The following is a 20,763-nucleotide window of genomic DNA, read 5'->3' on the forward strand; positions in this document are numbered from 1 at the left end:
CGGTTCCGCGTCGACCAACGGTCGTTCGTCGGCCGACGAGGGGGTATGCCGGGTGGCTAGCTGAGGATGTCGCTGCGGCGGAACCGGCGGTAGGCGAGCATCGTGAAGGCCACCGCCCAGACGAGGGCCCACAGCGCGCCGTGCACCATGTCGGTCCAGTCCGGTGACACGGAGAGGGCGTCCTGCCAGGCCCGGGAGTAGTGGCCGGGGAAGGCGTTGCGGTAGGGGTCGAGCGCGTCGAGCTGGTCGAGGATGTTGAGCAGGATGCTGAAGAGCACGGCCCCGCCGACCGCGGCGAGCGGGGCGTCGGAGCGCGTGCCGATCCAGAAGGCGATGGCCGCGATGGGCAGCAGGGTCACGAAGATGTAGGCCATCGCGAGCGCGAGCCGCGGGAGGAACTGGCCCCACGAGAGGTTCTCCCCCAGCGGGTTGGTCAGCGGGTCCCAGCCGTAGGCGATGCCCCCGACGAGCAGGCCCCAGGCCGGCAGCAGGATCGTGGCGAGGAGCGTCGAGGCGATGCCGATGGCGAGCTTGCTCGTGAGCAGCCGCGCGCGCTGCACCGGAGCGATGAGCAGGTAGCGCAGCGACGACCACGAGGCCTCGGACGGCACCGCGTCGCCGCAGAAGAGCGCGGCGAGCAACACGAGGAGCAGCTCGGAGGCGAGGAAGACGAGCACGAGGCTGAAGTTGGCCGCCCCGCTCTGGGCGAGGTCGAAGATCCGGGTCGACGCCCCGCCGCGGCTGTTGCTCGAGCGCTCACCGAAGGCGAACGACGCGACGAGGACGAGCGGCAGTGCGAGGAGCAGGCCGAAGGCCCAGAGGGTCCGCCGCCGTCCCCACTGCCGGCGCAGCTCGGACCGCCACGAGAGCGGGTCGCGCACCTGGCGGATCTCGCTGCTCGCAGATGCCGACGCCGGCTCGATGGCGTCGAGCAGCGCCTCGCCCGGCACGTGCTCCGGCCTGTTGTCAGGCCTGCGTTCAGGCCTGTTGTCAGGGGTCACGCTCATCGGGCCCTCACCTGCCTCAGTCGCTCGACGAGGGACGCGCCCTCGTCCCCGGGCTCGCCTGCCGCGCCGGGCGCGGACGCGGACGAGATGACTCCGAGGAAGACCTCCTCGAGGTGGCGGCGGCTGCTGACGCCGACGACGGGCAGGCCTGCCGTGACGGCGGCCGCGACGACCTCGGCCCGACCGCGGTCGGCCACGACGACGATGCGGGTCGGGGTGTCGACCCGCACCTCGGTGACGCCGCCGGCGGCCTCGAGCGCGTGGACGCCGGCACTGACGACGTCGTGGTCGACGTGCTCGGGCAGGTCGAGGATCGTCGTGTCGTCGCTGTCGACGAGCTCGGCGACAGGACCCTGGGTGATGACCCGGCCGGCGTGCATGACGACGACGTGGGTGCACGTCATCTCGACCTCGGCGAGGAGGTGGCTCGACACGACGACGGTGCGCCCGGTCTCGGCGTAGCGGCGCAGGATCGGGCGCATCGCCGCGATCTGGGGCGGGTCGAGCCCGTTGGTCGGCTCGTCGAGGATGAGCAGCTCGGGCAGGCCGAGCATGGCCTGGGCGATGCCGAGCCGCTGCTTCATGCCGTGGCTGTAGGACTTGACCGGCCGGTCGACCGCGCCGCCGAGGGCGGCGACGTCGAGGGCCTCGTCGAAGTGGGCGTCCTCGGGCGCGCGGCCCGTCGCGGACCAGTAGGCCTCGAGGTTCTGGCGGCCCGTGAGGTGCGGCAGGAAGCCGGGCCCCTCGATGAGGGCGCCGACGCGGCCGAGCACCCGTGACCCCGCGGACACGGCCTCGCCCAGGACGTGGACGCTGCCGGCGTCGGAGGAGATGAGGCCCATCACCATGCGCATCGTCGTCGTCTTGCCGGCGCCGTTGGGACCGAGCAGCCCGACGACCTGACCCTTCTCGGCACGCCAGGTCACGTCGTCGACGGCGCGGTGCCCGTCGGCATACGTCTTGACGAGGCCTTCGACGACGAGCGGGATGTCGGCCAGGTCGGGCCGAGCCGGCAGGTGTCGCCGCCGCCGTCGGCGCACGACCCAGCCGGTGAGCGCCGCGACCAGCAGGAGCAGCAGGGCTCCGGACGCGAGGAGCGTCTCGGTGTCGACACCGCCTGCGACGCCCCCGCTGACGGCGGCGCCCGTCGCGACCGGCAGCGTCAGGGCCGAGGCCCCGGAGATCCGGATGCCGCTGGGGGTGCGGGAGTTGGAGTAGGTCGACTCGGTGCTCGTCAGCAGCACGCGCCAGCGGGTGCCGGCGGCCATGTCGTAGGTCGCGCCGGGGAGCGAGATCGTCACCGGCGTCGGACGGCCCGGGGTCACCGTGAGCCGCACCGGGGCCACGAGCGGGTGCGTCAGCGTCACCGAGCCGCCGGTCACGCGCCACACCGACGCGAAGAGCGTGACGTCGGGCGTGTCCGAGGTGACCGTGAGGCGCATCGTCGGCGACCCGACGACCGTCGCGGCCTCGGCGACGGGCTGGGTGTCGAGGGCCGTCGACTGACCCGGCAGGGCCGCGATCTGGTAGGTCGACAGGCTGATCCCGAGCGCGGCCAGACCCGGCACCGCGATGAGCGAGGCCGGCTGCCCGCCGGGCGGGTGCAGCAGCGTGCCGGAGGTCGTCGCCAGCGGCAGCTCCCGGGTCTGGAGCGGCGCTCCCGACAAGCCGGGGTATGCCGTGAGCGTGTGCAGCGTCGTCGGCTGACCGGCGCGACCGGCGGGCGTGCCGTAGGTGAAGGCCGCTGTGGGCAGGGCGGACTCGCTCCTGCTCGCCGACGGCTTGTCGCGGACGTAGTGGTCGAGCCAGGTGTAGGAGGCCTCGACCTCCTCCGTCTCGTGCGTGCTGGCTGCGTCGTGGCCGCCGTCGCTCCACCGGACGGCATACGGCGTGCCTGTGGCCGCGAGGGCGGACGCGTTGGCGTCGGCCTGGTCGAGGCCGAAGAGGGAGTCGCCGACGCCCTGGACGAGGAAGGTCGGCGCGGTGACGGCGTTCATCGTCGGCTTGGGGCTGTGCGCCCGGAGCAGTTCGGTCAGCTGCGGGGACGCGGTGCCGGTCTCGGACGCCTGGACGAAGAGGCGGCAGATCGTCGGGTCGAACCGGCCGCAGCGGGCCGCGCCGGCGGATGCACCGCCGGTCTGGCCACCACCGCGCAGGGCGGAGAGGAAGAAGTTCGTCGCCCAGACCTGCTTGAAGGGTCCGGCGACGTCGATCGGGGAGCGACCGGCGGCGGTGGTCGCGGCCCTGGTCACGGCTGCCTGCGGGAAGAAGGCGTCGGCGAGGTCGTTCCAGGTGATGGCCGAGACGACCCCGTCGACGCGCCGGTCGGAGCCGGCCAGCATGAGACCGAGCGCCCCGCCGTAGGACGCGCCCATGACGCCGGCGCGGGGATCACCCGGGGCATCGAGCTCGACGTCGGAGCGCTTGGCCGCGAGGTCGAGCAGCGTTCTGGCGTCGGCGATCTCGTAGGCCGGGTCGTTGAGGTGGATGCGACCACCGGACTGGCCGTGACCGCGTGCGCTCCACGCGATGACGACGTAACCACGGTCGTGGAGCTCGTTCGCCTGGCTCGTGACCGAGTCCTTGGTGCCGCCGAAGCCGTGGGCGAGCAGGACGACCGGGTGCTTGCCGCTCGTCTGCGGCCACACGCTGACGTCGAGGCGTACCGGGGTGCCGTCGGGCTCGGCGCCGACCGGGACCGTGGTGGCCTCCGGCGTCACCGGGTCGGCGGCCGGCGCAACGGCTGGGGCAGCCGGCGCGGCGAGCGCTGCCGGGGCGGCCGCCAGCGTCAGGCTCGACCCGACGACGAGCGCGGCGAGGAGGGAGGCCCGGACCGACATGCCCACATCACATCACGGGCGAGTGGTCGGACCGTCACCGAGCGTCCAGCCTTGGTGGCTGCCGAGAGGCGTCAGTCGCGCGCGGGGCGCTGCTCGAGGAGATAGGCGACGACGATGCACCCGACGAGCACCATCCCGGGGGGCACGAACCGCATGGCCCCTTCGAGCCGCAGCCAGTCGTACGGCGCGGTGGTGAACTCGAGGTAGGACAGGTCGAGCAGGTAGCGCACGATCGGCAGCACGCCGAAGACGAGACCGACGGCCCCGACGAGGTTGATGACGAAGCGGGTCCGCGCTCCGGTGTCGTGCGGTTCGGTCATGGGGCACACCTCATGGCCCCAACCTACGGGTCGCTCCGTGGGGCGTGCCGCCGGTCGTCGCCCAGTGGTTCGCGAGGCACCACGCGGCGGCGGCCCCGAGCACGTGCCAGGCCGCGTGCCCCTGGAGCGGGCTCGACGGGTCGCAGAGCAGTCCCGTCTGGTCGAGCACCCAGAGCAGGTATGCCGTGACGAGCAGTCCCAGCCCGAGGTGGAGCCACCGCGCCGCTGCGGTCCCACGACGTGCGAGCACGAGCTCGAGGACGATGCCGGGCAGCAGGACGGCGGCGAAGAGCACCCGGCGCGACTCGGGCCACAGCCAGAGCAGCACCCCGAGGGCCATGAGCAGGGCGACCCCACCGACGGCGGCGGGGCGGGGCGCGACCCAGCCGAGGCGCACGAGGGCGCCGGCGAGCAGGACGCAGCCCACGGCATACATCGGCAGGACGTCCACGAACTGGCCCCAGAGGGTCAGGGTCGCGTGGAAGGCGAAGCTGCCGACCCCGACGGCCGCGAGCGCGACCGCGAGGAGCGGCAGGAGCACCCGCTCCGGCCTCGTCGCCGGCCGCAGGAGGACGAGGGCCGCCACCCCGGCCACGACGAAGGCGAGCGAGGACCAGGCGTTCGCGGGCTGCGCGATCCCCTCGGCCCGCACCAGCTCGCAGAAGCAGCGGGTCGTCAGGCAGGTCGCGCCGTCAGCGGGCATGCCGCGACCGTAGGCCCTCGACGCCCGTGGGGGCACTCGTCAGGGCACCCGTGTTAGATACGTCCATGGCCACCACCTCTCTCGGAGACACCCCCGTCAACACCATCGGCGACCTGCCGGCCGTGGGCTCCCCCGCCCCGGCCTACACCCTGACCAGCACGAACCTGCGCGACGACGTCACGCTGCCCGAGGGCAAGCGCGTCGTCCTCAACATCTTCCCGAGCGTCGACACCGGCGTCTGCGCCGCGAGCGTCCGACGCTTCAACGAGCTCGCTGCCGGTCTCGAGAACGCGACCGTCGTCTGCGTGTCGGCCGACCTGCCCTTCGCCCTGAAGCGCTTCTGCGGCGCCGAGGGCATCGAGAACGTCGTCGCCGCCTCCTCGTTCCGCTCCGGCTTCGGCTACGACTACGGCGTGCGGATGGAGGACGGCGGGTTCGCCGGGCTGCTCGCCCGCGCCGTCGTCGTGGTCGAGGCCGACGGGACCGTCGTGCACACCGAGCTCGTCCCGGCCATCAGCCAGGAGCCCGACTACGACGCCGCGATCGCCGCGCTGGTCTGAGCGACACCCTCGCCCGTGGCGGCAGCGGGTGCGCCGCCACGGACGAAGCCCCGGACGCCCCGCACGAGGAGCGGCCAGCACCCGGCGAGCAGCATCCAGACCGCGATGCCCGTCATGAGGTCGGCCGTCGTGAAGCGCTCGCTCAGCGGGCCGGCGAGGACGTTGCCGACCGGCAGCGCGACGAACGAGATGAGCACGTCCCACGAGGCGACGCGGGCCAGTCGGTCGTGCGGGACGCCCTGCTGGACGGCGGTCTGCCAGCCGACGTCGAAGTAGAGCAGGCCCGCCTGGCCGACGAGCCCGAGGGCCATGACGGCCCAGAGGCCTCCCGGCCACGCGAACGCGAGCGGGAAGAGCGGGAACAGGCCGAGGGACACGAACGCCCAGAGCAGCATCCGGCGCGGCTGCACGCGCATCGCGACGAGGCCCCCGACGAGCCCACCGACGCCGAGCGAGGCGGTGACGAGGCCGAGGGCGTGCGCTCCACCGAGGTCGCGCACGGCCGTCACCTCGACGAGGACGATGAAGGCACCGCCGGCGACGTGGAACATGGCCGCCGACACGAGGCTCGTCCACAGCCAGTCACGGCTGCGGATCTCGGCCAGTCCCTCGCGGACCTCCGTCAGGAGGCTGCTGCGTGCCGCGACCCGCGCAGAGCGGGCCTGCAGTCGCGCGACGCAGACGGCCGACCACACGAAGGTCAGCGCGTTGACCGTGAACCCCGGCACCGAGCCGAAGGCCGCGACGACGACGCCCGCGAGGACCGGTCCCGCCAGCTGTGCGCTCGACTGCAGGAAGGTGATCGCGGCGTTGGCGGTCTGCAGACCCTCGGCGGGCACGATGAGCGGGCGGAGCGAGACGAAGGCCGGGAAGAAGAACGCCCCAGCGCCGGCGGTGACAGCCGCGAGCCCGGCGAGGAGCGCGACGGGCGGGTCGCCCATGACGGCGAAGGCGACAGCCGTCGAGCCGACCGAGGCGGCCCGCACGAGGTCGGCGACGACCATGATCCGGTGCGGCGTGACGCGGTCGGCCCACACGCCGCCGACGAGGCTGCAGAGCAGTCGGGCCACGACCCCGCTCGCGAGGATGACACCGAGCTCGGCCGCTCCCCCTCCCGACAGGACGACGGCCACCGACAGCGCGATCGGGTTGAAGGCGTCACCGACCCACGACAGGCCCTGCCCCATGAGCAGGAGCCGGACGTCACGGACACCCATCAGGTCACGAAAGGTCATGCTCTGAGGTTAGTTAGACGTCTGACTATCTGTCAACGAATAGTCAGAGAGGTGCCGTACGAGCCGTCAGCCTCTGCGAGACTGCTGACATGGCGAGAGCACGGCAGGACTCGGTCGACCGGCACGTCGCCCGCTGGAGCGGCCTCCTCGAGGACATGGACCCCGAGGTCGAGGGCGCGGTCACGCGCATGCAGGCGATCACCAAGCGGCTCAAGGCAGCCGACCACGCCAGCTACGCCGGCACCGACGACACGATCGAGGACTACTGGACGCTCCACGCCCTGATGATCCAGCCGTACCCGGAGGAGGCCACACCGGCGCAGCTCGCCGACTCCTGCGGCGTCACCCGGGCGGCCATGACCTCACGGCTCGACCGACTCGTCCAGCGCGGCCACGCAACCCGCGAGGTCGACCCCATCGACCGGCGCCGCATCCTCATCAGGCCGACGCCGTCCGGAAGGGCCATGTGGGAGAAGGGGATCGAGGCCGGTATGGCACGTGAGAAGGCGGCCTTCTCCGGCCTCACCGCCAAGGAGCTGGTTGCGCTCAACGGGCTGCTGCGCAAGGTCGTGCTGCACCTCGAGGGTGACGACTGAGGGCCGGTGCGCCTCAGGGCGTGTCGTCGTCGACCCAGTCGAGCGTGCGCTGCACCGCCTTCTTCCACATCCGGAAGAGGCGCTCGCGCTCCTGCTCGTCGAGCTGGGGCGACCAGCGACGGTCCTCGCCCCAGTTCTCCCTGATCTCGTCGGTGCTGCGCCAGTAGCCCACGGCCAGCCCCGCGGCATACGCAGCGCCCAGGGCGGTGGTCTCGGCCACGACCGGCCGCACGACGTCGACACCGAGCAGGTCGGCCTGGAACTGCATGAGGGTCTCGTTGACCACCATGCCGCCGTCGACCCGGAGCTCGGTGAGCGGCACACCCGAGTCGGCGTTCATCGCCTCGAGCACCTCGCGCGTCTGGAAAGCCGTGGCCTCCAGAGCGGCTCGCGCGATGTGGCCCTTGTTGACGTACCGCGTGAGACCGACGAGCGCACCGCGCGCATCCGGGCGCCAGTGCGGCGCGAAGAGCCCCGAGAAGGCCGGCACGAAGTAGGCGCCACCGTTGTCCTCGACGGTGGCGGCGAGCGTCTCGACCTCCTTGGCGTCCTTGATGAGGCCCAGGTTGTCGCGCAGCCACTGCACGAGCGAGCCCGTCACAGCGATCGACCCCTCGAGGGCATAGACGGGCCTGGCGTCGCCGAGCTGGTAGCAGACGGTGGTCAGCAGCCCGTGGGTCGAGGCGACGATCTCCTCACCCGTGTTGAGGAGCATGAAGTTGCCGGTGCCGTAGGTGTTCTTCGCCGTGCCGACGTCGAGGCACGCCTGCCCGAAGGTGGCTGCCTGCTGGTCGCCGAGGATGCCGGCGACCGGGACGTCGATGAGGATGCCGGGCTTGCACGCGCCGTAGACCTCGGACGACGACCGGATCTCGGGGAGCATCGCGAGCGGGACACCGACCGCCTCGGCGGCGGCCGCATCCCACTGGAGCGTGCGCAGGTCCATGAGCAGGGTCCGGGAGGCGTTCGTGACGTCGGTGACGTGGATGCCGCCGTCGACCGCCCCGCCGGTGAGGTTCCACAGCAGCCACGTGTCGATGGTGCCGAAGAGCAGCTCCCCCGCCTCGGCGCGCTCGCGGGCGCCCTCGACGTGGTCGAGGATCCAGCGCGCCTTGGGTCCGGCGAAGTACGTCGCGAGCGGCAGGCCGGTCACGTCCTTGAACCGGTCCACGCCGCCGTCGCGGGCCAGCTCGTCGCAGATCGCCTGGGTCCTGGTGTCCTGCCAGACGATGGCGTTGTGGACCGGTCGGCCGGTCGCCCGCTCCCACACCACGGTGGTCTCGCGCTGGTTGGTGATGCCGACGGCAGCGATGTGCGTGGCGTTGAGGTTGGCCTTGCCCAGGGCCCCACCGACGACGAGGCGGGTGTTCTCCCAGATCTCCATCGGGTCGTGCTCGACCCAGCCCGCACGCGGGAAGATCTGCCGGTGCTCCTGCTGGTCGACAGCCACGACGCGGCCCCTGCGGTCGAACACCATGGCCCGGGTGCTCGTCGTCCCGTGGTCGATCGACACGACATGGCTGCGCTGCTCCGTCGGCATGACCAGACCGTACCGTCGCTACCCCGAGGACTGGCGAGAAGCCGCCACGGTCACCGGCTCACCGTCGGGATCGAGCAGCCGCGGAGGCCCGTAGCCGTTCCCGTCAGCAGGAAGTGGACGCCGTGCCACGACTTGTCGAGAGCGAGCCAGTCGTCGCCGCCATCCCCGTCGTCGTGGCGCCGAGGGTACGGGCCGACCGGACCGTGAACAGCCCGGAGTCGACATCGGATCCCGGTCGTTAGAGTGGCATCTTCGGCAGCGACGTGAAGGGACACCGATGACGAGCCCAGTGCGGCTGGACACGGACTACCGCGTGCGGGCGTGGAAGCGCCTCGCCACCAAGCAGTTCGACGTGCTCGTCATCGGGGGCGGGGTGACGGGCGGCGGAGTCGCCCTCGACGCGGCGACGCGAGGTCTGTCGACGGCTCTCGTCGAGCAGCGGGACTTCGCGTCGGGCACCTCGTCGCGGTCCTCCAAGCTCTTCCACGGTGGCCTGCGCTATCTGGAGCAGATGAACTTCGACCTCGTCCGTGAGGCGCTCAAGGAGCGCGAGCTGATGCTGAGCCGGATCGCCCCGCACCTGGTCAAGCCGGTCTCCTTCCTCTACCCGCTGACCAGCCGCGGCTGGGAGCGGCCCTACGTCACCGCCGGCCTCACGCTCTACGACTCGATGGGCGGCGCACGCTCGGTGCCGCGCCACAAGCAGCTGACCCGCACCGGCGCCCTCAAGCTCGCGCCTGCCCTCAGGCGCGATGCCCTGACCGGCGGACTGCTCTACTACGACGCCCAGGCCGACGACGCCCGGCACACGCTGACGACGGTGCGCACGGCCGCGGCCTACGGCGCCACGGTCGTGGCCTCGGCGCGCGTCGTCGAGCTGCTCCGCGCGGGCGAGCGCGTCGTCGGCGCCCTCGTCGAGGACGTCGAGACGGGCGAGCGCACCGAGGTGCGTTCCTCGGTCGTCATCAACTGCACCGGCGTGTGGACCGACGACATCCAGACGATGGCCGGTGGCCGCGGTCGCTTCCACGTGCGTGCCTCCAAGGGGGTGCACATCGTCGTCGCCCGCGACCGGATCAACTCCGAGACCGGCCTCATTCTGCGCACCGAGAAGTCCGTGCTCTTCGTCATCCCGTGGGGCACGCACTGGATCGTCGGCACCACCGACACCGACTGGGAGCTCGACCTCGCGCACCCGGCGGCGACCCGCGCCGACATCGACTACATCCTCGAGCACATCAACACCGTGCTCAAGGTGCCACTGACCCACGACGACATCCAGGGCGTCTACGCCGGCCTGCGGCCGCTGCTGTCCGGCGAGAGCGAGGACACGAGCCAGCTGTCGCGCGAGCACGCGGTAGCCCGTCCCCAGCCCGGACTCATCTCCATCGCGGGCGGCAAGTACACGACTTACCGGGTCATGGCAGCCGACGCCGTCGACGCCGCCCGCGAGGACATCGGCGGCGACGTCTCCGACAGCGTCACCGAGTTCATCCCCCTCTCGGGCGCGGAGGGCTACGTCGCGCTCGTCAACCAGATCGACCGCCTCGCCCGCCACCAGGGCCTCCCGGTCTGGCGCATCACCCACCTGCTCGAGCGCTACGGCTCCCTCGTCCACGAGCTCTTCGCCCTCGCGGAGGACGACCGCTCGCTCTACGAGCCGCTCCCCGGCGCCGAGGAGTACCTCCGGGTCGAGGCGTTGTATGCCGCGACGCACGAGGGCGCGCTGCACCTGGACGACGTGCTGGCCCGCCGCACCCGCATCTCCATCGAGACCCCGAGCCGTGGTGTCGAGAGCGCCCCCGCCGTCGCCGACATCATCGCGCCCGTGCTCGGCTGGGACGCCGAGCGCGTCGAGGCCGAGGTCGCGGGCTACACCGCGCGGGTGGAGGCCGAGCGCGAGTCGCAGAAGGAGCTGGCCGACTCCGAGGCCAACGCCGAGCGCCTCAGCGCCCCCGACGCGCGGCGCATCCCCGTGAGTCGGGCGCCCGAGGGCTCCTGACGCTGTCACGGTCGGGCGTGCGCGGGGTCGAAGGCTCGACAACCGTCCCGTCGAGCGCCCGCGTTCCTAGACTGGCGCGATGAGGACTCGACGTGGTCTGCCCGTGGTCGCGGCCGCGCTGGCAGCGCTTGCGCTGCTCGTCGCCGGGTGCGGCACGCCCAACCCGGCGGCGCAGACGCGGCTCGACGGCCACGTGACCGGCCACACGACCGACCACACGACCGGCCACACGACCGGCCCCGGCCCCGCTCCGGGGTCGACGGCCGCCACCGCCCACGCCGCGAAGCCGGTGGCCCCGGCCCGGCCGTCTGCGCTGCGCACGGGCGAGACGATGCGGACCGTGACCTCTCCGGTCTCCTACACCCCCAAGGCGCCGAGGACGGGCACCGACGACTACCGCTGCTTCGTCCTCGACCCCGGGCTCGCCAGAGACGCCTTCGTCACCGGCTTCGACATCGCACCCGGGCAGCCCGCCGAGGTGCACCACGTCATCCTCTTCCGCGTGCCGCCGTCGGCCGCTCCGGCCGCCCGTGCCAGGGACGCCGAGAGCGGCGGCAACGGCTGGACGTGCTTCGGTGGCACCGGTCTGGGCTCTCGCGGGGCCAGCCTCGACGACGCGCCGTGGGTGGGTGCCTGGGCGCCCGGTGGCAGGGAGAACGTGCTCCCCGCCGACGTCGGCATCCCCCTGAAGCGCGGGTCCCTGCTCGTGATGCAGGTGCACTACAACCTCCGTCACGGGGTCACTCCCGACCGCACGTCCGTCAAGCTGCGCCTGTCGTCGTCGACGAGGCTCAAGCCGCTCGAGACGATGCTCTATCCGGCTCCGGTCGAGCTTCCTTGTCGCGCAGGCAAGTCCGGGCCCCTCTGCGACCGTTCGGCCGCTGTCGCCGACGTGACGGCACGCTTCGGCGCCATGTCCGGGCCCATCGTCAACGGCCTGCTCCTCGTGTGCAACGGCACGGTCATCCCGACTCCTGGACCGACCCAGTCGTGCACCCGTCGGGTCGACGCCCCCGCCACGATCCGCGCGGTGGCCGGCCACATGCACCTGCTCGGGTCGTCGCTGCGCATCGAGCTCGACCCGGGCACGGCACGGGCCAGGACGCTGCTCGACATCAAGGTCTGGGACTTCGACAACCAGGGATCGGTCCCGATCCCGGCGACGGCGATCCGTCCCGGTGACTCGATCAAGGTCAGCTGCACCCACGACCAGGCGTGGCGCGACAAGCTGCCCGACCTGCAGGGTCTGCCCGAGCGTTACGTCGTCTGGGGCGAGGGCACGACGGACGAGATGTGCCTCGGTCTGCTCAGCGTGACCCGTCCCTGACGCGAGCCGTGCAGAATGGCCCGGTGACACCTTCGACCACTGACGTCCTCGTCGTCGGCGGCGCCGGCGTCGACACCATCGTGCGGGTCGAGGCGCTGCCCGTCCCGTTCGCCGACTCCCACGTCGTCCCGCCGATCGACACGGTGGTCGGGCACACGGGGAGCGGGGTCGCGCTCGGCTGCCACCGCCTCGGCCTCGCCACCCGCTTCGTCGACGTCATCGGCGACGACCGCGAGGGCCGGATGCTGCTCGACCGTTTCGCCGCCGAGGGTCTGACCTTCGAGCACGTCGTCCACGAGAGCGGGACCCGGCGCGCGGTCAACCTCGTCGACGCGGGCGGCCGCCGGATGTCCTTCTACGACCCGCGCCACCCCTACGACCTGGCACCGGACCCCACGCTCTGGCGGGGCCCGCTGGGGCACGCTCGTCACGTGCACGCCTCGATCATGCCGTGGACCGTGGGAGCGCTCGAGGACGCGGCTGCCGCCGGGGCCACCACCTCGACAGACCTGCACGACTGGGACGGGCACAACCCGCACCACCGGCCGTTCGCGTATGCCGCCGACCTCGTCTTCGTCTCGGGCTCACGCCTCGACGGGATCGAGGCCGACGTCGTCGCCGACGTGCTCGACCGGGGCCGCACCCGGCTCGTCATCGTCATGGACGGTGCGCAGGGCAGCCGCGTGACGGTGCGCGACGGCGGGTCGTTCGCCGTGCCGGCGATCGACATCCCCGGTCGACCTGCCATCGACTCGAACGGCGCGGGCGACGCGTACGTGTCGGGGTTCCTCCACACATGGCTGGCCGGCGGCGACGCCCACGCCGCAGCGAGGACCGGTGCGGTCGCCGGCGCCTGGGCGTGCGGGACCGCAGGCACGCACGCGAGCCCGATCGGCGCGGACGAGCTGACCCGCCAGCTCGAGCGGGTCGGGCACGTCGGTGACCGGTCAGCCGGCGGCCGCGTCTCCTGACTGCTGCCCGGAGATGTTGACGAGCCAGCCGATGCCGAACCGGTCGGTCAGCTGGCCGAACTCGTCACCCCACATCTGCTTCTCGAGGGGCATGGTCACGGTGCCGCCGTCGGCGAGGCCGTCCCAGAAGCGACGCAGCTCGTCACCGTCGTCGCCGCTGAGGCTCACCGTGATGCTCGATCCCTCCCGGTGGGTCATCCCCTCCGGGGTGTCGGACGCCATGATCGTGTAGCCGCTCGGGGTCTCGAGCTGCGCGTGCATGACGTTGTCGGCACCTGGTCCGGGCTGACCGAACTCGCCGAAGGTCGACACCGTGAGCTCGCCGCCGAAGACCGACTGGTAGAACTCCATCGCCGCTCGGGCGTTGTCCTTGAAGCTGATGTAGGGGTTGAGGCGGGACGCCATGGCCGTGCTCCTCTCGGTGGGGTCTGGCAGCGGGGTTGGGCTACCCACCACGGTAGGACGGCGTCCCGACAGCCACGGCCTTTTCAGTACGAGCGGCGCGAGCGGGCCGCACCACGGTTGGATCCGAGCGGCACCTGGGGCCGGCCGTCGTCGGTGGGTCCCAGACCGCCCTGGCAGCCCGGGCAGTAGAACATCGTCCGCTCGCGCGTGGGCTCCCCGATCATGGCGACCCGGACCGTCGTGCCGCAGCGTCGGCACGGCCGGCCGCTCCGGGCGTGGACGTAGTGCGCCTCGTCGAGCCGGTAGCTGCCGGTGCTCGACTGGACCGCCTGCCGGCGACCGTTGTCGATGAGCCGGTGGGCCCGCGCCACGATGCGCTCCACGGTCTCGCGTCCGAGCTCGTCGGCCGGGGTCCAGGGGGGCACACGCTCGAGGAAGAGCGTCTCGGCGCACCACATGGTGCCGACCCCGGCGAGGTTGCGCTGGTCGAGCAGCGCCTGCCCGACCGGCACGTGGCTGCCCACGACGTGGTCGACGGCGCGCACCGGATCCCAGTCCGGGCCGAGGACGTCGGGGCCGAGATGGCCCACGACGTCGGCCTCGCGGTCGGTCGGCACGAGGTCGAGCATGCCGAGCCGCAGCCCGAGGGCCGTCCAGTCGGGCGCCGCGACGAGGGCCCGCAGCTGCGGGTTGCGCCGCCACCGAGGGGCGAGTCCCGGCGTCGCCTCGACCCGCCACTGCCCCTCCATGCGCAGGTGCGAGTGGAGAGTCAGACCGCCCTCGACCCGGTGCAGCACGTGCTTGCCGCGGCTGACGACCTCGAGCGTCGTGCGGCCGGTGAGGTCCACGGTCGAGATCTCGGGCCAGCGCAGGTCGGACTCGATGATCTCGCGCCCGGCGAGGGCCTCGTTGAGGCGGGTGGCGGTGCGCCACACGGTGTCTCCCTCGGGCACGCCACCTCCTGCTCACCGGTCGTTCACCTGCGCGGGTGCGCGCCCGTCCAGCCTATTCACATGCAGTCGCTACCTTCGCCGGGTGCGTGACCTCTCCGTCGTGGTGTCCGCCCTCGGCTCGTGCGACCGGCTGGCCACGTGCCTCGGCTCGCTCGCGGCCCAGACCCTTCCGCCCGACCGGTTCGAGATCGTCGTCGTGCTCCACGGCCCGGGTCACGCAGCGCGCGAAGCCGCCGAAACGGGCAACCCGCGGTCCACTTGCCGGTCACGAGGTCGAGCTGGTCGACGCTGGAGGCCGCTGTCTCCGTGCGCGAGCTCGGGTCCGCGGTGGCGGGGCTCAGCAGCGCCGGGGCGGCTAGCATCACCAGATGCCCATCGCTGCCCGACCTGCGCGATGATCGGCGGCTACGCCTCGGCCGGTGCCTGGGGTGCGCGCAACGGCCCGGCCTTCATCCGCCGGATGCTCGACCGGGAGCGTGCCGGCACCTTCGTCGCGCTCCTGCTCGCCGAGCTCGCCGTTCTCGCAACGTCGGCGGGGGTGCTCGTGGCGGTCCTCGTCGTGTCCGCGGACGAGCCCCTGTGGCTTCGGGCGCTCGCGGTCGGCGCCTTCGGGCTGACCACCGCCGGCGCTCTCGTCTGGGTCGTCGAGGCGGTGTCGCGCTGGTGGTGGAGCGTTCGGCGGCCCGGGATCCTCGTGCTCGCCACGGCGCCCTCCGGAGCCGCCTCCACTGCGGTCCGGCGCTCTCGCGGGTCGCTGGCGACACCTGTGACGACCGCTCTCGTCCTGCCTGCGTGGTGCGTCCTCATGGCTGTGCTGACCGCGCCTTCCCCGCGGGTCGCGCTGCTCTTCGTCCTGCTCGCCCTCGTGGCCGGCTCGAGGCTGGCGCCCTTCGTGCTCGGCCGGGCCGCGGCCGGCGGCGTCTACCTGACGCCCGCCGCGATCGAGCTGCGCTGGGGCGTGCGCTCGGCCAGCGTCCCGTGGGAGTCCGTGAGAGGTCGCCCCGACGATCTCGCGCACGGCCTGGGCGGCGCCGTGGACCCCGCGGTGCGGGCCTTCCCCGTGGACGTGGCCCTCGACGTCACCGACCGGCCGCTCCCCGTCCGGGTGGCGGTGCCCGTCGCCTACCTCTGGCTGCGCGCCGACGAGCTCGCCGAGCTCATCGGGTGGTATGCCGTCCAGCCGGGTCTGCGGGCGCACCTCGGGACGCGACCGTCCCTCGAGTGGCGAGCCTCTGCACCCAGTGCTGTGACGATGACCGACCGCGACCCGTTCGGCTGATCGGCGTTCGGGCTCCGCTCAGCGGCGCAGGCGCAGGCCTCGCGGAGTCATGTGGAAGCCGGCATTCGAGAGCGCCTGCACGAGCGGGTGGTCGGAGCCGAGCACCGAGGCGCCGTCGGCCTTCTCGACGGTGAGGCGACCGAGGGCTCCCTCACGGACGGCGAGCGCCAGGGCGTCGGCTGCGGCCTGGAGGTGCTCGGGGGCGTCGGACCAGCACAGCATGGTCTTGCCGCCCCGCTCGACGTAGAGCACGAGCTCGCCGTCGACGACCACGACGAGGGCTCCGGCCTTGCGGCCGGGCTGGTGCCCCTTGCGCCGGGAGGCCTTGGGAGCGGACTCGTCCTCGCCCTCCTTGCCAGCAGCCGGCTCGTCGGCGGCGGCGTCGGTGAGCCCGCGCTCGGGCCAGCCGATGGCGGCACCGTAGGGGTTGGCGGGGTCGCTGGCCGCGAGGACGAGCGCCGGAGGTCCGGTGCGCTCACGGTCACGCCGACCGGCGTGACCTGCTGCTGCGGACCCGGCGGACGTGCCGGGCGAGGGCGCGAGCCACTCGTCGCCGTCGGCAGCCTCGACACGTCGACCGCCGACCCCGTCGTCGCCGCCGGGTAGGCGGGACATGGACCGGAGCCGGTCGACGGCGCCGGTCGAGGCGAACTGCGAGGCACCGAGACCTTCGACGAAGTAGCCGCGCCGCACCTTGCCCGCCTCCTCGGCGGCCGCGAGCACGCGGTAGACGGCTGCGAACCCACCGGGCACGTCCTCGGTGACGACCGACCCGCGGGTCAGCACGCCGTAGCGGTCGAGGAGCAGCTCGGCGTTGGTCACGGCCCGCACCGTCGGGTCGGACTCTGCCGGCGGCAGGGCCGTCCAGCGACCGACACCCGTCGAGGGACCGGAACCCACGGCTCTGCCCGCCGCGAGTGCCTTGCCCGTCGCCGCCTCCTCCGCCGCCTCGACCTGGGCTGGGCTCGTGCCGGCGAGGGGGCCACGCAGGGAGCCGAAGCGGCCCAGCGAACCGCGCCGGCCGGCATACCTCGTCGAGCGCGGGCCGCTCGTGGTGCGCTTGTGGGCGGTGCGGCCGCCGGCGAGCAGGGCGCGCAGCGGCGCGATCGTGTCGTTGGTGATGCGGCCCGACCAGAGCAGCGACCAGAGCGCGTCGTTGAGGGCGGCGTCGCCGAGGCCGACCCTCGTCGAGAGGGCACGGAAGAAGTAGGCGCCGCCCCCCTCGAGCGCGTCGAGCACGGCCTGCTCGTCGTCGGTGAGCTCCACGACCTCGGGCGGCGTCAGCGTCAGGTGCGCGGCGTCGGCGAGGTGGAGGCTGACCCAGCCGTCGTCGCCGGGGAGCGAGCCGTGGCCACGCCAGACGACCTCGCCTGCGCTCATCACCTCGTCGAGCAGCGCCGGACGGTAGTCGGCGACCCGCGCCGGCAGGACGAGCGACTCGAGCGCACTCGCGGGCAGGACCGCGCCGGTCAGCTGCTCGACGGCGCGGAGCAGCCCCTCACGTCCGCGCAGTCCGCCACCGACGCCCTGCCACTGCGGCAGGAAGCGCGCCAGGTCGGGCTGTGCGACGGGCTCGACCTCGTGACGGAGCGCAGCGAGCGAGCGCCGACGGAGCAGGCGCAGCACCTCGGCGTCGCAGAACTCGGGACCGTGGCCGCCGCCGTTCTCGGTCGGGAGCAGCTCGCCCTCGACGACGCGGCCGGACGACACCAGGCGGCGCAGGGCGTCGTGGACGACGGCGGGGCCGACGCCCCACCACGCGGCGACGGTCTGCACGGCGAAGGGTCCGTGGGTGCGGGCGAAGCGGGCGACGAGGTCGGCCAGCGGGTCCGGCACCGGGTCGAGGAAGGCCTGCGGCACCCCGACCGGCAGCGCGGTGCCGAGGGCATCGCGCAGCCGGGCGGCGTCCTCGATCGCTGCCCACCGGTCGTCTCCGCCGACGCGGACGGCGATGACTCGACGGGCCGCCTCGAGCTCGGTGATGGACGCTTCGACGGCGGCCGGGGCGAAGCCCTCCGCGGCTCGCGCGACGATGTCGCGCAGGGACAGCGGACCGAGCACGCGCAGCAGGTCGGCGACGTCCTCGGCGTCGCGGGCTCCGCGCTCGGGCGTCAGTCGCTGGAGCTCGGCCTCGGTGCGGGCGACCGCCTCGGGGTCGAGCAGGTCGCGCAGCGCGAGCGCCTCGCCCTGCCCGAGCAGCTCGGACAGCAGCGACGGGTCGAGCGCGAGCGCGGCAGCGCGTCGCTCGGCCAGTGGCGAGTCGCCCTCGTAGAGGTACTGCGCGACGTAGCCGAAGACGAGTGACTTGGCGAACGGGCTCGGCTGGCTCGACTCGACGTCGACGACCTTGACCGCACGCGAGCGGATGTCGCCCATGAGCTCGACGAGACCGGGCACGTCGAAGACGTCCTGGACGCACTCGCGGACGGCCTCGAGCACGATCGGGAACGACGGGTACTGGCTGGCCACCTCGAGCAGCTGAGCTGCCCGCTGGCGCTGCTGCCACAGCGGCTGGCGCTTGTCGGGTCGGCGCCGAGGCAGGAGCAGAGCGCGAGCCGCGCACTCCCTGAACCGCGCTGCGAACAGGGCGGATCCGCCGATCTCCTGCGTGACGAGCTCGCTGACCTCCTCGGGCTCGAGGGTGACGAGCTCGACGAGCTGCTGGCCGATGGCCGCCCCGTCCTCGAACTCGAGGTCGGGCAGCCGGAAGACGATGCCGTCGTCGCCGTGCATGGCCTGGACGTCGATGCCGAAACGCTCACGCATGCGGGCCGCGACGCAGAGGGCCCACGGCGCGTGGACCTGGCCACCGAAGGGCGAGAGCACCGCGACCCGCCAGTCGCCGATCTCGTCGCGGAAGCGCTCGACGACGATGGTCCGGTCGTCGGGGACGTGCCGCGTCGCCTCCTTCTGCTCGGTGAGGTAGCCGATGAGGTTGTCGGCGGCCCACTCGTCGAGCCCGGCGGCGGTGACCCGTGCCCGGGCCCGCTCGGGGGTGAGGCCCACGATCTCGCGCACGAAGCCGCCGAGCGCCCGGCCCAGCTCGGCGGGACGGCCCTGCTGGTCGCCCTTCCAGAACGGCAGCTTGCCGGCCTGCCCCGGTGCGGGGGTGACGAGGACGCGGTCGTGGGTGATGTCCTCGATGCGCCACGTCGACGTGCCGAGGGTGAAGACGTCGCCGACGCGGGACTCGTAGACCATCTCCTCGTCGAGCTCGCCCACCCGGCGGCCGGGCCCCTCGCCGGAGGCGAGGAACACGGCATACAACCCCCGGTCGGGGATGGTGCCGCCACTGGTGACGGCGAGGCGCTGGGCACCCCGGCGGCCCGAGAGCGTGTCGCTGACGCGGTCCCAGACGATGCGGGGGCGCAGCTCGGCGAACTCGTCGGACGGGTAGCGGCCGGCGAGCATGTCGAGCGTCGCCTCGAGGACCGAGCGCGGCAGCGAGGCGAAGCTCGCCGCCCGGTGCACGAGAGCCTCGACGTCGGCGACGGACCAGTCGTCCATCGCGCACATCGCGACGACCTGCTGGGCCAGCACGTCGACGGGGTTGGCCGGGATGCGCAGCGACTCGATGGCCCCGGCGCGCATGCGCTCGACGACGACGGCGGTCTGCACGAGGTCGCCGCGGAACTTCGGGAACATGACGCCCTGGCTGACGGCGCCGACCTGGTGCCCGGCGCGGCCGACGCGCTGCAGCCCACTCGCGACCGACGGCGGGCTCTCGACCTGGATGACGAGGTCGATGGCGCCCATGTCGATGCCGAGCTCGAGGCTGCTCGTGGCGACGACGGCCGGCAGGCGTCCGGCCTTGAGGTCCTCCTCGATGGCGGCGCGGTGCTCCTTGCTCACCGAGCCGTGGTGGGCGCGGGCCAGCACCGCCGGCGCCCCGCGGGAGGAGCCGGCCTGGGCCATGACCTGCGCGGGTGGCTGGTTACGGGGCTGGGTCGAGAGCGCTGCGAGGCTCGGGACGGGCAGACCCTCCTGCTCGGCGAGCCGCTCCTCCCAGATCTCGTTGAGCCGCGAGGTCAGCCGCTCGGCGAGGCGCCGCGAGTTGGCGAAGACGAGCGTGGACCGGTGGTCGGCGATGAGGTCGACGATGCGCTCCTCGACGTGCGGCCAGATGCTCGCCTGCGGCGCGTTGCCCGCGGCCGGGCCAGACAGGTCGGGGACCCCGGGCGAGATCTCGACGGGGCTCCCCGACAGCTCGCCCATGTCGGGCACGGGGACGACGACGTCGAGGTCCCACTCCTTGGTGGACTTGGGCTGCACGATCTCGACGGGGCGGCCACCGGCGAGGTAGCGGGCCACCTCCTCGACGGGTCGCACGGTCGCCGACAGCCCGACCCGCTGGGCCGGCTTGGGGAGCAGTGCGTCGAGGCGCTCGAGGCTGAGGGCGAGGTGCGCGCCACGCTTGGTGCCGGCCACGGCGTGGACCTCGTCGAGGATGACCGTTTCGACCCCCCTGAGGGCCTCGCGCACCGACGAGGTCAGCATGAGGAAGAGCGACTCGGGCGTCGTGATGAGGATGTCGGTGGGCGTGCGGGCGAAGGCGCGGCGCTCGTTGGCCGGTGTGTCCCCCGAGCGGACGCTGACGCTGATGTCGGGCGGGGCCAGCTCGAGCCGGGTGGCGGCGTGGCCGATGCCGACGAGCGGCGCTCTCAGGTTGCGCTCGACGTCGACCGCGAGCGCCTTCATCGGCGAGATGTAGAGCACACGGCACCGCTCGAGCCGCTCCTCCGGGACCGGTTCGCTCGCCATCCGGTCGATGGCCCAGAGGAACGCCGAGAGCGTCTTGCCCGACCCGGTGGGAGCGACGACGACGGTGTGGTGGCCGGAGCTGATCGCGTCCCACGCCCCCGCCTGCGCGGTCGTGGGCGCGCTGAAGCTGCTCCGGAACCATTCGGCGGTCGCCGGAGAGAAACGGTCGAGCACGTCGGCCCGCTTGCCCTTCGCCATCGGGCTCAGCCTGCCATCCCGCACCGACATCCCCCAGCGGGCCGGGTTGGTCCAGACCGGATCCGG

The 20,763-nt window shown here is 72.9% G+C and carries 15 protein-coding genes; 6 read left to right on the top strand and 9 right to left on the bottom strand.

Annotated elements, in window-relative coordinates; translation table 11 throughout:
* Positions 1 to 56: 56 nt before the first annotated feature.
* From ABD831_RS03320 to ABD831_RS03335, 4 genes are all read right to left on the bottom strand, one after another.
* Complete coding sequence (locus ABD831_RS03320) at positions 57 to 1,007, bottom strand: ABC transporter permease subunit (protein WP_344941450.1); 951 nt, start codon at positions 1,005 to 1,007, stop codon at positions 57 to 59.
* Positions 1,004 to 3,847 (bottom strand): alpha/beta fold hydrolase, encoded by a 2,844-nt coding sequence (locus ABD831_RS03325; RefSeq protein WP_344941454.1) that lies wholly within the window; start codon positions 3,845 to 3,847, stop codon positions 1,004 to 1,006. The genes ABD831_RS03320 and ABD831_RS03325 overlap by 4 nt, the downstream gene beginning before the upstream one ends.
* A gap of 71 nt (positions 3,848 to 3,918) precedes the next feature.
* The gene (locus ABD831_RS03330; protein ID WP_344941456.1) at positions 3,919 to 4,167 is read right to left on the bottom strand and encodes a hypothetical protein; all 249 of its coding nucleotides are present in this window, start codon (positions 4,165 to 4,167) and stop codon (positions 3,919 to 3,921) included.
* Between the two features lie 10 nt (positions 4,168 to 4,177).
* On the bottom strand, positions 4,178 to 4,870 hold the full coding sequence (locus ABD831_RS03335; protein WP_344941459.1) for a ceramidase domain-containing protein: 693 nt from the start codon (positions 4,868 to 4,870) through the stop codon (positions 4,178 to 4,180).
* A 65-nt stretch (positions 4,871 to 4,935) separates the two neighbouring features.
* Here ABD831_RS03335 and tpx point away from each other — a divergent pair, with 65 nt between their 5' ends.
* The gene (gene tpx / locus ABD831_RS03340) at positions 4,936 to 5,430 is read left to right on the top strand and encodes a thiol peroxidase (protein WP_344941462.1); all 495 of its coding nucleotides are present in this window, start codon (positions 4,936 to 4,938) and stop codon (positions 5,428 to 5,430) included.
* On the opposite strand, the gene ABD831_RS03345 is transcribed toward tpx, so the two are convergent.
* Positions 5,400 to 6,665: an MFS transporter gene (locus ABD831_RS03345; RefSeq protein ID WP_344941465.1), complete on the bottom strand. Its 1,266-nt coding sequence runs from the start codon at positions 6,663 to 6,665 to the stop codon at positions 5,400 to 5,402. The two genes, tpx and ABD831_RS03345, sit on opposite strands and share 31 nt — an antisense overlap.
* Before the next feature lie 89 nt (positions 6,666 to 6,754).
* Between ABD831_RS03345 and ABD831_RS03350 the strand changes: the two genes are divergently transcribed.
* Positions 6,755 to 7,261 (top strand): MarR family winged helix-turn-helix transcriptional regulator, encoded by a 507-nt coding sequence (locus tag ABD831_RS03350; protein WP_344941468.1) that lies wholly within the window; start codon positions 6,755 to 6,757, stop codon positions 7,259 to 7,261.
* 13 nt (positions 7,262 to 7,274) lie between these two features.
* On the opposite strand, the gene glpK is transcribed toward ABD831_RS03350, so the two are convergent.
* On the bottom strand, positions 7,275 to 8,801 hold the full coding sequence (glpK, locus tag ABD831_RS03355) for a glycerol kinase GlpK (protein ID WP_344941471.1): 1,527 nt from the start codon (positions 8,799 to 8,801) through the stop codon (positions 7,275 to 7,277).
* A 277-nt stretch (positions 8,802 to 9,078) separates the two neighbouring features.
* Here glpK and ABD831_RS03360 point away from each other — a divergent pair, with 277 nt between their 5' ends.
* From ABD831_RS03360 to ABD831_RS03370, 3 genes are all read left to right on the top strand, one after another.
* The gene (locus tag ABD831_RS03360) at positions 9,079 to 10,803 is read left to right on the top strand and encodes a glycerol-3-phosphate dehydrogenase/oxidase (protein ID WP_344941474.1); all 1,725 of its coding nucleotides are present in this window, start codon (positions 9,079 to 9,081) and stop codon (positions 10,801 to 10,803) included.
* Positions 10,804 to 10,882: 79 nt separating this feature from the next.
* Complete coding sequence (locus tag ABD831_RS03365) at positions 10,883 to 12,130, top strand: hypothetical protein (RefSeq protein WP_344941476.1); 1,248 nt, start codon at positions 10,883 to 10,885, stop codon at positions 12,128 to 12,130.
* A 23-nt stretch (positions 12,131 to 12,153) separates the two neighbouring features.
* On the top strand, positions 12,154 to 13,101 hold the full coding sequence (locus ABD831_RS03370) for a carbohydrate kinase family protein (protein ID WP_344941479.1): 948 nt from the start codon (positions 12,154 to 12,156) through the stop codon (positions 13,099 to 13,101).
* Here ABD831_RS03370 and ABD831_RS03375 read toward each other — a convergent pair.
* On the bottom strand, positions 13,078 to 13,506 hold the full coding sequence (locus tag ABD831_RS03375) for a VOC family protein (protein WP_344941482.1): 429 nt from the start codon (positions 13,504 to 13,506) through the stop codon (positions 13,078 to 13,080). The genes ABD831_RS03370 and ABD831_RS03375 overlap by 24 nt on opposite strands.
* Positions 13,507 to 13,589: 83 nt before the next feature.
* Positions 13,590 to 14,459, bottom strand: a complete 870-nt coding sequence (locus tag ABD831_RS03380) for a DNA-formamidopyrimidine glycosylase family protein (protein ID WP_344941485.1) — start codon at positions 14,457 to 14,459, stop codon at positions 13,590 to 13,592.
* 394 nt (positions 14,460 to 14,853) lie between these two features.
* On the opposite strand from ABD831_RS03380, the gene ABD831_RS03385 reads away from it, so the two are divergent.
* Positions 14,854 to 15,738, top strand: a complete 885-nt coding sequence (locus ABD831_RS03385) for a hypothetical protein (RefSeq protein ID WP_344941488.1) — start codon at positions 14,854 to 14,856, stop codon at positions 15,736 to 15,738.
* Between the two features lie 18 nt (positions 15,739 to 15,756).
* On the opposite strand, the gene ABD831_RS03390 is transcribed toward ABD831_RS03385, so the two are convergent.
* Positions 15,757 to 20,697: an ATP-dependent helicase gene (locus ABD831_RS03390; RefSeq protein ID WP_344941490.1), complete on the bottom strand. Its 4,941-nt coding sequence runs from the start codon at positions 20,695 to 20,697 to the stop codon at positions 15,757 to 15,759.
* Positions 20,698 to 20,763 lie beyond the last annotated feature (66 nt).

Origin of the sequence: Terrabacter ginsenosidimutans (genome assembly GCF_039539425.1) — a bacterium.
Lineage (GTDB): Bacteria > Actinomycetota > Actinomycetes > Actinomycetales > Dermatophilaceae > Terrabacter > Terrabacter ginsenosidimutans.